This is a genomic window from Actinomyces succiniciruminis, from assembly GCF_900002405.1.
Taxonomy (GTDB): Bacteria; Actinomycetota; Actinomycetes; order Actinomycetales; family Actinomycetaceae; genus Actinomyces; species Actinomyces succiniciruminis.
Genome location: NZ_LK995472.1, coordinates 2051 through 19809 on the forward strand (window position 1 = coordinate 2051; position 17759 = coordinate 19809).

At 70.4% G+C, this 17759-nt stretch carries 17 protein-coding genes, 1 tRNA gene and 1 pseudogene; 6 read left to right on the forward strand and 13 right to left on the reverse strand.

Going from position 1 to position 17759, the window contains the following annotated elements:
* From BN1056_RS02760 to argS, 11 genes are all read right to left on the reverse strand, one after another.
* On the reverse strand, positions 1 to 318 hold a 318-nt coding region (locus BN1056_RS02760), incomplete at its 3' end, for an LbetaH domain-containing protein (protein ID WP_210578880.1).
* Between the two features lie 14 nt (positions 319 to 332).
* Positions 333 to 1085: an NAD(P)H-binding protein gene (locus BN1056_RS02765; protein WP_210578882.1), complete on the reverse strand. Its 753-nt coding sequence runs from the start codon at positions 1083 to 1085 to the stop codon at positions 333 to 335.
* Positions 1086 to 1290: 205 nt separating this feature from the next.
* Positions 1291 to 2157 carry a peptide chain release factor N(5)-glutamine methyltransferase gene (gene prmC / locus BN1056_RS02770; protein WP_210578884.1) on the reverse strand — a complete coding sequence of 289 codons (867 nt, stop codon included), beginning with the start codon at positions 2155 to 2157 and terminating at the stop codon, positions 1291 to 1293.
* 6 nt (positions 2158 to 2163) lie between these two features.
* Positions 2164 to 3255 (reverse strand): peptide chain release factor 1, encoded by a 1092-nt coding sequence (prfA, locus tag BN1056_RS02775; protein ID WP_210578886.1) that lies wholly within the window; start codon positions 3253 to 3255, stop codon positions 2164 to 2166.
* 135 nt (positions 3256 to 3390) lie between these two features.
* Positions 3391 to 3603: a 50S ribosomal protein L31 gene (rpmE, locus tag BN1056_RS02780; RefSeq protein WP_210578888.1), complete on the reverse strand. Its 213-nt coding sequence runs from the start codon at positions 3601 to 3603 to the stop codon at positions 3391 to 3393.
* 230 nt (positions 3604 to 3833) lie between these two features.
* Positions 3834 to 5888 carry a transcription termination factor Rho gene (gene rho / locus BN1056_RS02785; protein WP_210578890.1) on the reverse strand — a complete coding sequence of 685 codons (2055 nt, stop codon included), beginning with the start codon at positions 5886 to 5888 and terminating at the stop codon, positions 3834 to 3836.
* Positions 5889 to 6138: 250 nt separating this feature from the next.
* Positions 6139 to 7050: a homoserine kinase gene (gene thrB / locus BN1056_RS02790; protein WP_210578892.1), complete on the reverse strand. Its 912-nt coding sequence runs from the start codon at positions 7048 to 7050 to the stop codon at positions 6139 to 6141.
* Between the two features lie 7 nt (positions 7051 to 7057).
* Positions 7058 to 8353: a homoserine dehydrogenase gene (locus BN1056_RS02795; protein ID WP_210578906.1), complete on the reverse strand. Its 1296-nt coding sequence runs from the start codon at positions 8351 to 8353 to the stop codon at positions 7058 to 7060.
* 286 nt (positions 8354 to 8639) lie between these two features.
* On the reverse strand, positions 8640 to 8900 hold the full coding sequence (locus BN1056_RS02800; RefSeq protein ID WP_210578894.1) for a hypothetical protein: 261 nt from the start codon (positions 8898 to 8900) through the stop codon (positions 8640 to 8642).
* Positions 8901 to 9205: 305 nt separating this feature from the next.
* Positions 9206 to 10666: a diaminopimelate decarboxylase gene (gene lysA, locus BN1056_RS02805; protein WP_425306095.1), complete on the reverse strand. Its 1461-nt coding sequence runs from the start codon at positions 10664 to 10666 to the stop codon at positions 9206 to 9208.
* Positions 10666 to 12342, reverse strand: coding sequence for an arginine--tRNA ligase (gene argS / locus BN1056_RS02810; protein ID WP_210578897.1), 1677 nt, complete (start codon positions 12340 to 12342; stop codon positions 10666 to 10668). The genes lysA and argS overlap by 1 nt, the downstream gene beginning before the upstream one ends.
* A gap of 243 nt (positions 12343 to 12585) precedes the next feature.
* Here argS and BN1056_RS02815 point away from each other — a divergent pair, with 243 nt between their 5' ends.
* Complete coding sequence (locus tag BN1056_RS02815) at positions 12586 to 13935, forward strand: Nramp family divalent metal transporter (RefSeq protein ID WP_210578908.1); 1350 nt, start codon at positions 12586 to 12588, stop codon at positions 13933 to 13935.
* Between the two features lie 95 nt (positions 13936 to 14030).
* Positions 14031 to 14103, forward strand: a tRNA-Arg gene (locus BN1056_RS02820).
* A gap of 67 nt (positions 14104 to 14170) precedes the next feature.
* Here the strand turns inward: BN1056_RS02820 and BN1056_RS15025 are convergent.
* A pseudogene (locus tag BN1056_RS15025) lies at positions 14171 to 14464 on the reverse strand (helix-turn-helix domain-containing protein); the annotation flags it as partial.
* 51 nt (positions 14465 to 14515) lie between these two features.
* Here BN1056_RS15025 and BN1056_RS15030 point away from each other — a divergent pair.
* The gene (locus tag BN1056_RS15030) at positions 14516 to 14755 is read left to right on the forward strand and encodes a helix-turn-helix domain-containing protein (RefSeq protein ID WP_425306096.1); all 240 of its coding nucleotides are present in this window, start codon (positions 14516 to 14518) and stop codon (positions 14753 to 14755) included.
* Positions 14752 to 15216, forward strand: a complete 465-nt coding sequence (locus tag BN1056_RS02835) for a hypothetical protein (RefSeq protein WP_210578900.1) — start codon at positions 14752 to 14754, stop codon at positions 15214 to 15216. Before BN1056_RS15030 ends, BN1056_RS02835 begins: the two co-directional genes overlap by 4 nt.
* Here BN1056_RS02835 and BN1056_RS02840 read toward each other — a convergent pair.
* Positions 15170 to 15808 carry a DUF6037 family protein gene (locus BN1056_RS02840; RefSeq protein ID WP_210578901.1) on the reverse strand — a complete coding sequence of 213 codons (639 nt, stop codon included), beginning with the start codon at positions 15806 to 15808 and terminating at the stop codon, positions 15170 to 15172. The genes BN1056_RS02835 and BN1056_RS02840 overlap by 47 nt on opposite strands.
* 224 nt (positions 15809 to 16032) lie before the next feature.
* Here BN1056_RS02840 and BN1056_RS02845 point away from each other — a divergent pair, with 224 nt between their 5' ends.
* Positions 16033 to 16428 carry a hypothetical protein gene (locus tag BN1056_RS02845; RefSeq protein WP_210578902.1) on the forward strand — a complete coding sequence of 132 codons (396 nt, stop codon included), beginning with the start codon at positions 16033 to 16035 and terminating at the stop codon, positions 16426 to 16428.
* An 85-nt stretch (positions 16429 to 16513) separates the two neighbouring features.
* A complete protein-coding gene (locus tag BN1056_RS02850; RefSeq protein ID WP_210578904.1) occupies positions 16514 to 17476 on the forward strand; it encodes a hypothetical protein in 963 nt (320 codons plus the stop codon).
* Positions 17477 to 17759: the final 283 nt, after the last annotated feature.

The following is a 17759-nucleotide window of genomic DNA, read 5'->3' on the forward strand; positions in this document are numbered from 1 at the left end:
GCCGATGCTGATCCCGCCGATCGACATGGCCGTGAAGCTGTGGTTGATCAGCACGTTCGGAGCGATGTGCATCCGCTTGCCGAAGTCGATCTGCATGGGGTGAATGAGCCGGATCGAAGGGTCCAGCGGCCCGTCCAACCCCAGCAGGTCGCCCCACATTCCGGGCAGCGCCGGGTCGGAGGGACGGGTGAGGTTGATGTCGAACATGAGTTCGCGGCAGCGGGCGAACTCGACTCGCACGATGTCGGTGTACTCCTGCTCGAACAGGTCTACGTCGTCGCCGTCGCGCAGGCGGTCCCAGATGTCCTTATGCGGCATTCCGGACTCCGCCGTCACTTGCCGAACCGGGCGATGTCATCCTGCACGCGCTGCGGCTCGCTGGCCAGCGGCACGTTGTTGGTGTCGAGCACGCCGTCGAGTGCGCCGGTCTCGTCGGCACGCGTCGCGGCGAACAGGGCCTCGAAGTCGGTGACGGGCGCGCCGGCCTTGCTGAATACCTCCACGGTGCGGCGCGCGCCGGAGGGCTTGAGGGCGCCCTCCAGGAGCACCTGGGCGATGTGGCGCCGGTCGACTCCGGGCTGCCCGGTGACCAGGTCGCCCTGGCGCAGGTCGATCTGCCGGTCGGCGGGGCCCTGGTAGTCGAACCAGCCGGGGCGCACGATGGTGTAGGGGTGGCCGGAGGCGCGCACGAGCCGCTCGGCGCGACGCTTCCACTCGATGAACTCGTATCCGGCGTCGCGGGCGGAGTGGGAGGCGTTCATGGTGGTCATGAGGCTGATGTGGGTCGGGCCGTCGCCCAGGGCGTCGACCACGGCGCGAACCACGTCGTAGAAGGTCGCGCCGCCCTTGCCGTCGTTGTCGGTGCCGTGGGTGAGCACGACGGCGTCGACGTCCTGCAGCTGCGGGCGCAGTGCCTCCGCATCGGTGGCGGCCGCCTCGACGATCTCGGCGCCGTCGGCCAGGGAGCGGCGGGCGCGGGCGGCGTTACGGGTGACGGCCCGGACCCCCAGACCGCGCTGCAACGCCTCGTCGACGACGACGCGTCCGACCTGTCCGGTGGCTCCAATGGCGAGGATGGTGGTCATAAGGGGTGCTCTTTTCTGCACTTGCGGTTCGGGCCGGGTGAGCCCCGGCGACGTGGTGTTGCCGACTCGGGTGCCCGTGACGAAGACGGTCCTGCCTGCCGGCGCACAGAATCGTGCCGCAATCCAACCGGGGCTTCCAGGTCCCAGGAAACGGGGTCTGGCAGGACTCCCCTCAACCGAGCCGCCACGCTTGCAGCCGGTCGCTCTACCGTACCGCCTGCAGGAAGCGGCCCCGCCCGGTCAGGTCCACTCCGGTGGTGGCTGTGGCGAATCCGGTCTCCCGGGAGGCGGCCCGCAACGACGCGGCCTGGCTGGGGTCGTGCTCCATCACCAGCACCCCGCCGGGGCGCAGCAAGGCCCTGGCCCGGGTGACGACGGCGCGCGGCAGGTGCAGACCGTCTGCTCCCCCGCCGTACAGGGCCAGGTCCGGGTCATGCCGCTCGGTCTCCAGATCCTCCACCGCTCCCGCGGGCACGTACGGCGGGTTGGAGACCACCACATCTACGCTCCCGTCCAGTTCTGCAAGCACGGCCGGGTCGGTGGCATCACCGCGGATCACCTTCACCCGGCCCGGCACCAGGCGTTCACAGTTCTCGCGCGCCAGTTCGACGGCGGCGGGGGCTGTTTCAACAGCCCACACGCGGGCGGTGGGAACCTCCGCGGCGACCGCAACGGCGATGGCACCCGAGCCGGTGCACAGGTCGACGGCCACGGGGGCGCGTCCCTGTTCCGCCGCGACAGCGCGGGCGGCATCGACCGCCGCCCCGGCCACGACCTCCGTCTCGGGGCGGACGATGAACACGCCGGGTCGGCAGGTGAGCTCCAGCCCCCGGAACCACATCGCGCCCAGGATGTGCTGCAGCGGCTCGCGGGCAGCCCGGCGCTCCACCAATGCCGCGTATGCGGGGACAAAGCCCTCCGGGGCGCCGTCGGCGAGCAGCACCGGGCCGCCCAGCAGGTGCTCGGCCAGCAGCCGGGCGTCGACGTCCGGCGAGGCGATCCCGGCGCGGGAAAGTCTTATTGCCGCCTCACGCACCGTCCGCCGCAGCGCGTAGCGGTCCAGTTCCGTCACGTGCGCTCACTGCTCGCCGGCGGCGGCGAGGCGCTCGGCCTCATCCATGGCGATGGCCGAGTCGATGACCGGGCCGAGGTCGCCGTCGAGCACGGCGTCGAGGTTGTAGGCCTTGTAGCCGGTGCGGTGGTCTGCGATGCGGTTCTCGGGGAAGTTGTAGGTGCGGATGCGTTCGGAGCGGTCGACCGTGCGGACCTGGGAGCGGCGCGTGGCCGCGGCCTCGGCGGCCTGGGCGGCGGCGCGTTCGGCGAGCAGCCGCGCCCGCAGCACGCGCAGGGCCGCCTCCTTGTTCTGCAACTGGGACTTCTCATTCTGCATGGACACGACGATCCCGGTGGGCAGGTGGGTGATGCGCACGGCGGAGTCGGTGGTGTTCACGGACTGCCCGCCGGGCCCGGAGGAGCGGAACACGTCGATGCGCAGGTCGGCGGGGTCGATCTCCAGCTCGCCGGGGTCGTCGACCTCCGGCATCACCAGCACACCGGCGGCGGAGGTGTGGATGCGCCCCTGGCTCTCGGTGACGGGGACGCGCTGGACCCGGTGCACGCCCGCCTCGTACTTCAGGTGTGCCCACACGCCGTCGGCCGGCTCAACGGCGCCCTTCGCCTTGATGGCGAGGCGCACGTCCTTGTAGCCGCCGAGCTCGGAGTCGGTGGCGTCCATGACCTCCACGGCCCAGCCCATGCGTTCGGCGTAGCGGGTGTACATGCGGGCCAGGTCGGAGGCGAACAGGGCGGATTCCTCCCCGCCCTCTCCGGCCTTGACCTCAATGATGACGTCGCGGGCGTCGTCGGGGTCGTGCGGGGCCAGCACCTCACGCAGGTGAGCGGCGGCGTCCTGCTCGGCCTGACGCAGGGCGGGCAGCTCGGCCGCGAAGTCGGCATCGTCACGCGCCAGCTCGACGGCGTCGGCCAGGTCCGCGGCGGCGGCACTCCAGGCCCGGTGTGCTTCCACGATGCGTCCGAGCTCGGCGTAGCGGCGCCCGAGGCGACGCAGGGCACCGGGGTCGGAGGCGACGGCGGGATCTGCCATTTGCCGCTCAATGTCGGCATGCTCCTGCAACAGGGGCGCGACGGCGGAGAAGTCCTCGGCGCTCACGACTCACCTTTCTCCGCCTGGCGCGGGCGGACGGGATACAACGGCGACAGATTACGACCTTGGGGTACGTTCCACCGCATTGTGCGGTGGAACGTACCCCAAGGTCGAGTCGCCGAAGCGATAAAGCTTGTGCGCTTACTTCTTGCGCTTGCCGTAGCGGGCCTCGAAGCGGGCCACGCGACCACCGGTGTCGAGGATCTTCTGCTTTCCGGTGTAGAAGGGGTGGCATTCCGAGCACACGTCCACGCGGATCTCACCGGAGGTGACGGTGGAGCGGGTCTCGAAGGTGTTGCCACAGGTGCACGTGACCTTGGTGGGCACGTATTCGGGGTGGATACCCTGCTTCATGTTACTCCTTAAGGATTCTGAGGGTCCCGGGTCCCACACGGGCGCGCGGGTGAACCGGAGGCCAGTCGGATATTGTGCCAGCCAGCCCGGCCGGTCACAACGTCGTGCCGTGGTGAGGCGCAGCACGCCGCCGCCGGCGGGGCGCTGCCGCCACCGTGAACACGGCGTGCGCCGGAAGCCACTCAGCCCGCCCGGAAATCCCGGGCGGGCGGCGGGGTTCAGACGAACGGTCAGACGAGCTTGGAGTCGTCGTCGGCGTCGGCCAGGGAGGTGCCCTGCGGGGTCGTCTTGGAGATGACCATGAGGAACTCCGCGTTGGACTGGGTCTCCTTGAGCTTGCCGAGCACCAGCTCCAGGGCCTGCTGCTGCTCCAGGCCGGAGAAGAGGCGCCGCAGCCGCCACATGATCTTCAGCTGGGCGGGGTCGATGAGCAGCTCCTCACGGCGCGTGGAGGAGGCGGCGACGTCGACGGCGGGGAAGACGCGCCGCTCGGCCAGCTGCCGCGACAGGCGCAACTCCATGTTGCCGGTGCCCTTGAACTCCTCGAAGATGACCTCGTCCATCTTCGAGCCGGTCTCTACCAGGGCGGTGGCCAGGATCGTCAGGCTGCCGCCGTTCTCAATGTTGCGGGCGGCACCGAAGAAACGCTTGGGCGGATACAGGGCGCTGGCGTCCACACCACCGGACAGGATGCGGCCGGAGGCGGGCGCGGCCAGGTTGTAGGCGCGGCCCAGGCGGGTGATGGAGTCGAGCAGCACCACCACGTCCTGTCCCAGCTCAACCAGCCGCTTGGCGCGCTCGATGGCGAGCTCGGCGACGGTGGTGTGGTCGGAGGCGGGCCGGTCGAAGGTAGAGGCGATGACCTCTCCCTTGACCGTGCGCTGCATGTCGGTGACCTCCTCGGGGCGCTCGTCAACGAGCACCACCATCAGGTGCGCCTCGGGGTTGTTCACGGAGATCGCGTTGGCGATCTGCTGCAGGATGATCGTCTTACCGGCCTTGGGCGGGGAGACGATCAGTCCACGCTGGCCCTTGCCGATGGGGGCGACCAGGTCGATGATGCGCGGGGTCAACGCCTTCGGAGTGGTTTCCAGGCGCAGCTGCTCCTGCGGGTACAGGGGGGTGAGCTTGGTGAACTCGGGACGACGCTTGGCGCGCTCCGGATCCATGCCGTTGACGGTCTCCACGGACACCAGCGGCTTGTACTTCAGCCGGTTAGTGCGGTTCTGACGACGGCCGCGCCCGGAGCCCGGGTTGGGGCCGGAGGTGTCGCCGTTCTCGCGCACCCAGCCGGTGATGGCGTCGCCCGCGCGCAGACCGTTGTCCTTGATCTGTTGGGCGTTGACGTACACGTCCTTCGGGCCGGGCAGGTAGCCGGAGGTACGCAGGTAGGCGTGCTGGTGGTCGGCCATGTCGAGGATGCCGGCTACCGGCAGCAGGACCTCCTCCTCACGGGCCTGTTGCTGGCCCCGGGAGTCCTGGTTGCCCTCAAAGTCCCGGCCGTCACGATCGCGGCGCTTGCGGCCCCGACGTCGACGTCCACCGCGGTTGTCCTCCTCCGCCTGGGCCTCCCAGTCATTGCCGCCGCGACGACGGCGCTCGCTGGGTTCGACGGCGGGAGTGCCGGTGGCGTCGGCCAGGTCGCGCATGAGGGCGGCCTTGGCGTCGGCGTGATCCTCGGCGGCCTCCTCGTTGCCGTTGCGGCGCTCGGGGGCGCCGGAGACGGCCTGGGCGCGGCGCCGGGAACGACGAGGGCCATCGTGTCCCTCGTGCGCCTGGGGTTCACGGCGGGCCGGGCGGCCGCCCCGGCCGGGCTCCGCGGCGGGCTCAGGGGCCTGCGAGCGCTCGGGAAGGTCTAGCACCAGGTGGGCCTCCGCTGTGGAGGACACGTCCTGGGGGGCGCCGGCATCGGCGGTTACGCGGCGGCGGGAACGGCCGCGAGCGGCGCGCTCGCCGACCTGGGGCGCGGGCGATTCGGCATCCGCCTGTGCGGCGGGTGCCGGCGCGGTGACGGCGGCATCGGCGCCGGTCTCCGGAGCGGAGGGGGCGTTGTTGCGGGCGGCCCGACCGCGGCTCCGGATGGGAGCGGTGGGCTCTACCGGCTCGGTCTGCTGCGCCGTCGGGGTGGCGGCGGAGTTGCCGGACTGGTGTTCGCGGATGGCGGCGATGAGTTCGCTCTTCCGCATACGTGAGGTGCCCTTTAGCCCCATGGTTGAGGCGAGCTGCTGAAGCTCGGCCAGCCGCATGGTGGACAGCGAAGGGCGGGCGCTGGAAATCTCGGTCACGAGTGTCCTTAACGGTGTGAGCATCCGCCAGGTAAGGCAGATGTATCTGGGACTGTCCCGGAATGTCACGGGATGAAGTCGTGCACCAATGAGGTCCGTGGCAGGGCCTGCGGCCTCAGCCTGGTGCGCATACGGCGTACCGCTTCGTTTCGGCTTACCGTCGGTGCAAACACTAGCAGACCTTGCGCGCGGTTCGACCCGCGAAGCGATGCGCAGAGGGTGTGAATCCTCTCCCCTTTGCTAGGTGACATTAGGCCGGCGACGCAACCAGCTGCGCGCCGTCCAGGTCAATGCCGGGGCGCAGCACCGTCCACCCGTGCCGCTCCAGGGTGAAGCGGGTCTGCTGGGACAGGTCCGCCAGTACGAGCACCGTGGGGCCGGCGCCCGATATGACCGCCGGGTAGCCCTGCTCGCGCAGTGAGTCCATGACGGCCATGGAGGCGGGCAGGACGCCGCGCCGATACTCCTGGTGGAGGCGGTCCTCGGTCCCGGCCATCAGCAGGTCCGGTCGGCCCGCGAGCGCCAGCATGAGGATGGCGGCACGGGAGGTGTTGAACAGTGCGTCGGCGCGCGGCACCGAGTCGGGCAGGACCTTGCGCGCCTCCTCGGTGCTCAGCCGAGTCGTCGACGGCGGCACGAGCAGGCTGACCGCCAAGGTGGCATCCACCGGCATCGGAGCGGCCCGCGGAGTGCCGTCCGCCTCGATCCAGGCGACGGTGGCTCCGCCGAATACGGCGGGGGCGACATTGTCGGGGTGTCCCTCGAAGCCGGTGGCGATCCGGAAGACCTCCTCATCGGGCAGCGCGTCCGGGTCTGACAGTAGGCCGCGGGCGAGCATCAGTCCGGCAACCGCGGCGCTCGCCGAGGAACCCATGCCACCGCCGTGGGGGATGCGGTTGATGCAGCGCATCTCGAATCCGGCCTGCGGCGCGCCGGCGGCTTCCAGGCCGGCGCGCAGGGCGCGCACCACCAGGTTGGAGTCGTCAGTGGGGACGACCCCCTCCCCCACGCCTTCGACGGTGACGTTGGTGGGGCCCACCACGGGGCGGACCTCGACCTCGTCGTAGTAGGTGAAGGCCATGCCGAAGGAATCGAAGCCGGGCCCCATATTCGCGGTAGTGGCAGGCACGCGCACCGCTGCGCGCTCGTTGGCCAGTCTCATTGCGGCTTCACAGCCCCTCGACGCGGCGGGTGGAAACGACCTCGGCGACGCGTTCCTGCGCCCGCAGCCCGTCCACGGCCGCCTCCAGCCGGGACACGGGGGCGGCATGGGTGACGATGGTGACCAGCGCCAACTCGTCGCCGACGTCCACGTAGCTGGCCTGCCGCACGGAGTTGATGGACACGTCGTAGTCGGCGAAGACCTGGGCGACGGCGGCCAGTGAGCCGGGTGCGTCCGCCACCCGGAGCTGTATCTGGTAGCGGGTCAGGGCCTGCTCCGGGGCGAGGATGGGCAGGTCGGCGTAGCTGGACTCGCGGGGCGCCTGCCCGCCGTTGACGCGGTGAGCGGCGGCGGCGACGACGTCGGAGAGCACGGCGGAGGCCGTGGGGGCCCCGCCGGCGCCCTGCCCATAGAACATCAGGCGGCCGGCGGCCTCGGCATCCACCAGGACCGCGTTGAAGCCGCCGTGGACGCTGGCCAGCGGGTGGTCGGCCGGGACCAGGGCGGGATGCACGCGCACGGAGATGCCCTCTACGCCGTCGGGCTCGCTGCTGACCCGCTGGGCGATGGCCAGGAGCTTGAGCTCGCAGCCGGAGGCGTGGGCCTCGCGGATGTCGTCGGCGGTGACGGAGCGGATGCCCTCGACCTCGACGTCGTCCATTCCCACTCGGGTGTGGAAGGCGAGAGAGGCGATGATGGCGGCCTTGGCGGCGGCGTCGAGACCGTCGACGTCGGCGGTGGGGTCGGCCTCGGCGTAGCCGAGCTCCTGAGCGGCGGCCAGGGCGGCGTCGAATGACAGGCCCTTGGTGCTCATCTCGTCCAGGATGTAGTTGGTGGTGCCGTTGACGATGCCGAGCACGCTGGTGACGCGGTCGCCGGCCATGGACTCGCGCAGGGCGTAGACCACCGGGATGGCGCCGGCGACGGCGGCCTCGTAGTAGAAGTCGGTGTTCGCCGCTGCGGCCGCCGCGTACAGCTCGGGGCCGTGAGCGGCGATGAGTGCCTTGTTTCCGGTGATGACGCTGGCCCCGGATTCGAAGGCCGCCAGGATAAGGGTGCGGGCCGGCTCGATGCCGCCGATGAGTTCGATGACGATGTCGTTGGAGGTGGCGACGGACTCGGCGTCGTCGGTGAGCAGCTGGCGCGGGACCGCCTCGTCGCGAGGGGCATCGACATCGCGCACGGCCACGCCGGTGATCTCCAAGCGGGCACCGGAGCGGGCGGCGAAGTCGTCGGCCTGTTCCAGCAGCAGCCGGATCACCTGGGTGCCGACGGTGCCGGATCCGAGGACGCCGACGCGCAGCGTGGGGCGGTCGGCCGCACCGGCGGCGCGCCTGGCCGGCTGCGCAGGTCCTACTGCCCGGCCTGGGCGGGGCGCGGCCGACGGTGCGGCGTCCTGGGGTGCCTGCTGATTCAAGGGAACCACCTCGCGAATGTGTGCGGGCTCGCCGGGCGGACGAGCGTGACTCGGCACAGCATAGGCGGCGCCATCGAGCAGGCGCCGCCGCCTCTCACATCCGCACCGAGATCGGTCGAAGTTACCGTCGAGGTCGGTCGAAGTTACATGCTGAGATCAGTCAGGGTCGGCATCAGCGCAGACCATGCAGCACCTTGGCGCTGAGGACACCCCAGCCGGCCAATGCCGACAGACTGAGCGCGAGCCCCGAGGCGTTGTACAGGGACGGGGTAACGGCGACGACGAGCAGCAGACCGACCAGCACGCAGGTCAGCAGCGCCCAGAGAACCAGCATGCCGTCGCTTCCCTGCCCGACGGCGCCGCGACGGTGCCCCATCGGCTCGTCATGGCGCCCCCACGCCGGGGGCGGGGTCTCCAAGGAAGAGCGCGTCATGTCCATACCCCGACAGTAAGGAAGATCTCATTCGCGCAGTACGTCCCCGGGGTGGAATCACAGCCCCCACCCCTCCTCCTCAAGGAGTAGGGGCTTTCCCCCAATGACTCAGTGCGCACGGCACACGGCCGAGCAGACCCTTGTAGAGCATGTAGAACCATTTGGGGTGATTCAGTCATGAACACTCAACCCGTGGGCAGCACGCATGGCACCCCGGCGCAGTCCTCCGGCTCCGGCCCCGCCGTCGCTGCCAGCAGGCACAGGCTCCGCACACTCGACCCGGCAGAACCGTCGGCCTGGCCCGCTTAGTTCCCCTCCAGGGCGAGCAGGTCGGCGATGGTCTCCGGGCGCAGCACCCAGCCCTGCCGGCCGTCCTCGACCCAGGCGACGCCGGGCCGGGTGAACAGGTTGTAGTTGGAGGCCATGGAGCGCCCGTAGGCGCCGGTGGCCGGGACTGCAAGAACATCGCCTACGGCGAGGTCGGCGGGCAGGTCCACGTCGCGCACGACCACGTCGCCGCTCTCGCAGTGCTTGCCGACCACGCGTGCGCGCACCAGTCCGGCTTGCGGGTCGGGGCGCCGGTTGGCCACGAGGGCCGTATAGGCGGCGTCGTACAGGGCGGGGCGGATGTTGTCGCTCATGCCGCCGTCCACGCTCACATACAGGCGGGCGGCCCCCTCCCCCAGCTGAACGCGCTTGAGCCCGGTCACCGTGTACAGGGTGACCATGGCCGGCCCGGCGATTGAGCGGCCGGGCTCAACCGACACGTGCGGCACGGCGTCCCCGAGTTCGGTGCACGTCAAGCGAACCGCCTCGGCCAGGGCGCGGGCGACCTCGGCGGGCGAGGGCGCGACCGGGTCGGCGCCGGTGTAGGCGATGCCGTAGCCGCCGCCCAGGTCCACCTCCTCGCACAGCACCCCGGTGGCCTCGGCGATCTGGTGGCGCAGCCGCAGCACGACGCCGACCGCCTCGCGGAATCCGGCCAGGTCGAAGATCTGGGAGCCGATATGGGAGTGCAGCCCGTGCAGGGTCAGCTCCGGGGCGGCGACGACGGCGCGGGCGGCGTCCAGCGCCGCGCCCGTGGCCACGGAGATGCCGAACTTCTGGTCCTCGTGGGCGGTGGAGATGTACTCGTGCCCGCCGGCGTGGATGCCGGTGGTCAGGCGCAGCATGACCGAGCCGGTCTCCGCGGGGGCGTAGTGGCCGGTATCGCGCAGTTCGCGTACGGCGGCGGCCGCCAGCTCGATCTCCTCGGCCGAGTCCAGGACCAGGTGCCCCACCCGGTGGGCGAGGGCGGTACGGATCTCGGTGCGGGTCTTGCCGTTGCCGTGCAGGCCCAGTCGGCCGGCGCGCGTAGTGGCCTCCTCGCCGTCGAGGGCGGCGAGCGCGGCCACGCCCACGGCCAGTTCCCCGGCGGAGGCGGTGTCGATGCCCATGCCCTCCGCCAAGACGGTGCGGGCCACGCGGGTCGTTAGGAAGGCCTTGCCGGCGTAGTAGGCCTCGCCGCCGTTCATGCCGTATCCGGACCAGAACTCCTCCGCCATGGCGGCGGCCCAGGTGGCGGCGCGGCCGCGCAGGTCGGCCTCGTCCAGGACGAACACGGGGGTGGGGGCGTCGGCGAGTATCTCCCCCACGCTGCGCCCGCCGATCTCCAGCGCGCCGTCGGCGCCGCGGCGGGCCGACCATGGCCACAGGTCGGGGCGCGCCTCGGGCTCGGGGGCGGCCAGGGTGCCGAGGGGTGCCTCGCCCGCGGGTACGGTGCTCATCACATGCGCTCCGGAGCACTCACTCCCAGCAGGCCGAGACCGTTGGCGATGACCTGCCCGACGGCGTCGTTGACCCACAACCGGGCGACGTGCCCGGCGTCGACCGGGTCGTCGCCGCGCGGGGTGACGCGAGTGGCGCCATACCAGGTGTGGTAGGCGGCGGCGAGCGTCTCCAGGTAGCGCGCGATGCGGTGCTGCTCGCGCAGGGCGGCGGCCTGGGCAACGATGGCCGGATACTGGGCGAGCACGCCCAACAGCTGGGCATCGTGGGGGGTGTCCAACTGGGCGGGGTCGAAGCCGGCGTCGCGGCTCACGCCCCGCTCGGCGGCGTTGCGCGCCACGGAGCAAATGCGGGCGTGGGCGTACTGGACGTAGTAGACGGGGTTGTCGTTGGAGGTGGAGGCCAGCAGGTTCAGGTCGATGTCGATCATGGAGTCCATGGAGGAGCGGGCCAGCGCGTAGCGGGCCGCGTCCACGCCGACGGCGTCGACCAGGTCCTCCAGGGTGACCACGGTGCCGGCGCGCTTGGACATGCGCACCGGCTGCCCGTCGCGCACCAGGTTGACCAGCTGACCGATGATGATCTGCATGTTGACGCCGGGCTCGTCGCCGTAGGCGGCGCACATGGCCATCATGCGGCCGATGTAGCCGTGGTGGTCGGCGCCGAGCAGGTAGATGGCGCAGTCGGCTCCGCGGGCGCGCTTGTCCAGGTAGTAGGCGACGTCGGCGGCGAAGTAGGCGGGATCGCCGTCGGACTTGATCAGGACGCGGTCCTTGTCGTCGCCGAAGTCGGTGGTGCGCAGCCAGGTGGCCCCGTCCGCCTCGAAGATGACGCCGCGCTCGCGCAGGCGGCCGATGGCGCGCTCGACGGCGCCGGAGGTGTGCAGGGAGTCCTCGTGGAAGAAGACGTCGAAGTCGGTGCGGAAGTCGTGCAGTTCGGCCTTCACGGCGGCGAACATCAGGTCGACGCCGCGGGCGCGGAAGACCTCGGTGGCCTCGGCGTCGGGCAGGGTGGCGGGGTCGGGGCGGCCGGCGTCGGCCTCGTCCGCGGTTACCCGGGCGGCGATCTCACCGATGTAGGAGCCGCCGTAGCCGTCCTCGGGGGTCTCCTGGCCGCGGGCCGCGGCGAGCAGGGAGCGGGCGAAGCGGTCGATCTGGGTGCCGTGGTCGTTGAAGTAGTACTCGCGGGTGACCTCGGCACCGCAGGCGGTCATGATGCGGGCCAGGGAGTCGCCGACGGCGGCCCAGCGGGCTCCGCCCAGGTGCACCGGGCCGGTGGGGTTGGCGGAGACGTACTCGAGGTTGATGTGCTGGCCGGCCAGGGAGTCGTTGGTGCCGTAGGCGGTGCCGGCGGTGAGGATGGTGCGGGCGAGCTCGCCGGCGCTGGCGGCGTCCAGGCGGATGTTGAGGAAGCCGGGTCCGGCGACCTCGGCGGAGGCCACGCCGTCCAGGGCGCCCACGCGCTCGGCCAGCAGCTGGGCCAGAGCGCGCGGGTTGGTGCCGGCCTTCTTGGCCAGCTGCATGGCGACGTTGGTGGCCCAGTCACCGTGCTCGCGGGAGCGGGGGCGCTCGACCTTGGGGACCGGCACCTCCTCCACGGGCAGGGCGAGGCTGCCGTCGGTGACGGCGGCGATGAGGACGTTGCGGATCGCTTCGGCGAGCTCTTCTGGGGTCACGCGCGCCAGCGTACCGGCACCGCCCCAACGCGCCGAAACCGGCATAAGCAACGCACCGAGATCGGTAGAACTTACGCGCCCAGATCGGTGGACGTTACGTGCCGAGGTCGGTCGATATGGGTCCGTCATACGCCTGGCGCACGAACGGGGACGCAAAGGAGTAGAGTTTCGGGTATCCGAAACCATGTGAGGAGGTCGACCGTGCCCGATCCCGGCAACGCCACCGACGCCGTCGACGCCATCGTGCGCAGGCACGAGCCGAAGCCGAACCCGCCACGCCATCGGCTGCTGGCGCTGCTCGGCCCGGCCTTCGTCGCTGCGGTCGCCTACGTGGACCCCGGCAATGTGGCTGCCAACATCACCGCCGGCGCCCGCTACGGATACACGCTCGTGTGGGTGCTGGTGCTGGCCAACGCCATGGCGGTGCTGATTCAGTACCAGAGCGCCAAGCTCGGCATCGTCACCGGCCGCTCGCTGCCGCAGGTGCTCGGGGACCGTCTCGGCCGTGGCACCCGCCTGGCCTACTGGGCGCAGGCCGAACTCGTCGCCGCCGCCACCGACCTGGCCGAGGTGATCGGGGGCGCCGTCGCCCTGCATCTGCTTTTCAACATCCCGCTGCTGACCGGCGGCGTGATCATCGGCGCCGTGTCCATGCTGCTGCTGGCACTGCAGGAGCGCCGCAGTCAGCGCACCTTTGAGGGAGCGGTGGTCGCGCTCCTGGTGGTGGTGACGATCGGCTTCGTGGGCGGGCTGTTCATCTCGCCACCCGACTGGGGCGAGACCTTCGCCGGCCTGATTCCCCGACTGAGGGGATCCGGCAGCCTGCTGGTGGCCGCCTCCATGCTCGGCGCCACCGTCATGCCGCACGCCATCTACCTGCACTCATCCCTGGTGCGCGACCACCACGAAGAACTCGGGGAGGGCCATGCCGACCGGCTGGCAGCCGATCGCACCGCCACGCCGATCCCCGACGACGCCGCAGCCTCCGCTCCCGACATCTCCCCCGCCGCCGACGCCGTCCCCTCCGGGCAGGAGCGCACCGGCCGCCTGATCCGCGCCACCCGGGTGGACGTGATATGGGCGCTGGCGCTGGCGGGCGCCGTCAACATTGCCCTATTGCTGCTCGCTGCCTCGGCCCTGTCCGGGGCCGGCGGCACCGACACGATCGAGGGGGCGCACGCCGCCATCACCGCGTCGCTGGGGCCGGCCGTCGGCGTCGTGTTCGCAATCGGGCTGCTGGCCTCCGGGTTGGCGTCGACGTCGGTGGGCGCCTACGCCGGCAGCGAGATCATGGCCGGACTGCTGCACATCCGCGTCCCCCTGCTGGCACGCCGCGCGGTCACCCTCGTGCCCGCGCTGATCATCATCGGCGTTGGGGCGGAGCCGACCTGGGCACTCGTGCTCAGCCAGGTGGTGTTGTCCTTCGGAATCCCGTTGGCGATCGTGCCGCTCATGCGGGCCACGGGTTCGGAGCAGCTCATGGGCCGGTGGCGAGACGGTGTGGTCCTGCGCTGGACGTCCCGCGCTGCCGCGGGACTCATCATCGTGCTCAACCTCGCGCTGGTCGTGCTGACGTTGACCGGCAACGGCTGAGGCGCGACGCAGGCCGGCGGCGCCGTCGGCTCGTCGAACGCCACAGCCTCTCGGTTTCCATCCGGTGCCCGAACGCTGGTACAGTCGCGCCTCGGGCCCCGGTAGCTCAGTGGATAGAGCGTCTGCCTCCGGAGCAGAAGGCCGCAGGTTCGAATCCTGTCCGGGGCACCGGCCCCGAGCCCCCGCCCGACCCCGAGTCGGCGGGGGCTTCGTCGATCCTGCGGGGCAGCAGGTCGTCTACGGCCACACCAAAACGGTTGGCCACGGCAGCGACATCCTCGGCCGTCCAGCCAACCTGTCCCCTCACCTTCTTACCGGCAACGCCGCCACTTACGCCGAGCAGGCGCCCTAGTTGTTCACGAGTCATGTGCTCAGCGAACAGGTATTGATTCACGGTGAAACCGAGAGCCTGATTGAAGGTCATGCCGGAAGCATCGGTCTGCGGTACTGCACTCATGCGAACATAGTAGCGCGAACTGATCGAACACGCACCGATTGATGCTTGACGGACTTCAGGCGCAGAGTTCATACTGCGTGCGTGACTCGTCAAAATCTGACCACTCCGTCATCCGCTGACGACATGTTGTCGCCGCGTGACGCAGCTTCGCTGATCCCCGGCTGTACAGCACAAACACTGCGCCGATGGGCGCATGCGGGGAAGGTGCCCGCGGCGGTGTTGCCGAATGGGCGGTTGTTGTTTCGGCGGCGGGATGTTGAGGCGTTGTTGGAGCCTCAGGTGATGGGGCCTGAGGGGTCTGAGGTGTCGGGTTCGTCTGTTGGTTCGTCGGGTGTTGTGCCTGGTCAGGGGGCTTTGTTGTGAGGGTTCGTGTCGCGTTTGATCGGGATCTGCTGTTTCGGCCGTTTGACGTGCCGCCGCGTGGTGTGCGTGATCGTGTGACGGGTCTGCGGGTGGCTGGTTTGGGCATCTTCGTGCGGTTTGACCGGGTTTTCGAGGTGGATGGGCTGGATCGTGAGCCGCCTGGCGCGACGTTGCTGAACGTCGGGCTGCGGGTGTCGTTTGACCAGGGTCATGGTCTGCGGTTCTGGCCGGATGAGGACTTGGACTGCGGGTGGGAGGTGTGCGACTGGCTGGTGTATGAGCCGGTGGCGTGGCCGTACACGGTTGCCCCGCGGTCGGTGGACCGCGGGGTGTTTGAGGGGCTGCTGGACCGGTATGGGGATCTGCTGGTTGAGGATGAGCACCTTTCGACGACGTCGTTCCGGTTGGAGCCGGTTAGTTCTGCCAGCCCGGTGGTGTTGGCCGGTGGTCGTAGTGCTTGATGCGGGTGTCGTCGGGGGTGGTCCAGCGGCTGGAGACGTCGTGGTCCTTGCAGAAGGTGTAGATGTCTTTGCCGAGGAGCCGGCGGGTTTTGTCGAGGTTGTCGCGGGTTGCGTGGCCGGTGTTGGGGTGGGCGACGTGGTCAATCCATCCGAAGAAGGCGGTTTTGTCGGCTTCCTCAATGTTGGTGCGGGCTGCTTTGGGGAGGTCCTGGGGCGGTATCCAGGCTCGGGGCTGGGAGGTCTTCGCGGCGTTGTCGGCCGCGTCGAGCAGGTCGCCGGGGGGCCAGTGGCTGGTGCCGCTTCCGCCGATGCCGAGGGCGTCGAGCAGGGAGGCGTAGTCGTCGCCGAGGTAGGCGACGGCTCGCAGGTCCCCGGTACTGGGGTTGGTGTCGACGTCGTAGGTGTGGGCCCAGTGGTGGGGGCCAATGATGGCAATGAGGAGGGTCCAGGGCTGATCGCCTTCGGCGGCGAGGAGTGCGTCGAATCGGTGGGTGTTGCCTGCGGAGACGGTGAGGGAGAACTGGTAGAGGACTCGGCGTCCGCCGGCCTGCTGGGTGAGTTTGAGGGCTTTGGTGAGGTTGGGCAGATCCATCGTCGGATCACTTCTTTCTTGGGGACGGCAGGGCGGTCCTGCCTGTCCTCAGCGGGTGCGGGGCTGGGTGCCTCGGCCTGCGGGCCTGCTGGCGGTGGTGCGTCGGCGGGCCGGGGTGGGAGGGCGCCCGGCTGGGTGTCCTCCCACCTGTCCCTGATTGTTACCGAGACCGGGCCGCGACATGCGGGCGGCTGGTCATCTTCTTCTCTGAAAGGTGCACTCCAATGCTGAAGACGATTCTGGGTGGACTGGCTGTGTCCGTCCTGGCCTCGGCGCCTGCGACCGCTTCACCGTCGATCCCTGCGCCAGCTGAGCTTGAGCCTGGGTACGCGTATCGGGTCGAGGGCGGTGACCTGCTAACGGTGGGCCGGATCGTGGACCGAGTGCTGCCGGGTGAGAGCGCTGAGGCTGACCGGTGCGGGGGCATTGATGGGCGCGTGCGGGCGGAGATTGACCTGGATGTGCCGGGCCTGACCTGGAGCGGGTCGGATGGCTGCCTGCGGTGGGCGCAGGCCACAGACGGCGACGGGCGGGTGCACCGGTACTGGGTCACTCCGGGTGCCGATGTGGTCTATGTGGTCGAGCTGGCCGGTGCGGCTGGGGTGGGTGTGTCTGGCTAGTGCAGTTCAGTGAGCTCGCCCGGTCGGGTCTTGTCCTTGTTTCCCTTGTTCCTCTCTTCCCTAGTGATTCGGTGGGTGATCCGTTGTGAGCATCGATTTCAGTGACGTTGACGTGGATGTGCGGTCGGGTGCTGGTTTGCGGCGCGCGTTGGCTGAGGTGCGGCGTGCGCCTGGTGGCTGGGAGTCGGGTCTGGGTGCGGCGGTGGCCGAGGCGGTGTCGGTGGAGCTGCGGCGGCGGGTTGGCCGGCGCAGGCCGGGCTCGTTGGCGGGCCGGTGTGGGGGTCTGGATGAGGTGCTGCTGATGCTGCGTGCGGAGGTGCTGGACTTGCTGATGTTGCGGCCGGGTGATGTTGAGGCGGCTGGGGATGAGGAGCTGTGGCCTTGGTTGGTGCGGCGCGCTGTGTGGGCCGTGGGCGACGCCGCAGTGATGGAGGAGCTGCACGGCCTGGCCGGCGACAGTAATGCGCACCGCCTGGCGCGGCGGGCCGCCGACGACGGCGTGGTGGTTGGTGCGTTGGAGGACGCGGATGACCGCGCGGTGGAGCGGGCGCAGCGGATTGCGCCGGCCGGTGACGGGGCGGCGCCGGCGGCCGTGGAGGTGGGGCCGGTGCTGGGGCTGCTGGTTGAGGTGCTGGTGGGTGCGGGTGTGCCCGCGCGGGTGGCGTCTGACGGGACGGTGAGGGTGGCGGAGCTGGCGGTTTCGGGGCCGGTGCGGGCTAGGCATACGCGGGCCCGTGAGGATGCTCGGGACGGTGAGCTTGGCCGGCTGGGAGTGGATGAGGCGGCTGCGGGGGCGTGGATGGCCCTGGTGGTGGGGTCGAAGCGGGCAGGGGTGGATTCGTCGCTGGTGCTGGCGCTGCGGTCAGGCCGGGCGGATGTGGCCGGCGGCGGCTGGTCGGATCTGCAGCGGGGCTGGGTGGCGCGTGTCGCGGCCGGCGTGCATGCGGTGCCGACTGAGAGCGAGGGGCCGGCGGTGGTGCCGGGTGGGTTGCAGCTGGAGCTGGAGCTGGCGCTGGCTGCGGAGGCGGTGATGGCCCGGGTTGCGTGACCGGGGTCGTCGGCCACCCCGTAAACGGCCGATCGCCTCACCACCGGGCGGGTGGTGAGGCGACCTAGAAGATACGGCACCCAGCCCATAGTTTTTCGCGGACTCGGCTGGGGGCCTGGGGGGCTTGCACCCCAACGGCAGTAAGGGTAGCAGTTGCAGGACAGTCTGGGAACCCCTGTACAGGCGTCGATGAGGAGTGCGGGCGGCGATGGTGCACCCGCAGCGATGGAGCCGGCGGTGGCCGGCACCGCACGGACGGGCGGGGCGCGTGGCCACGAGCCTG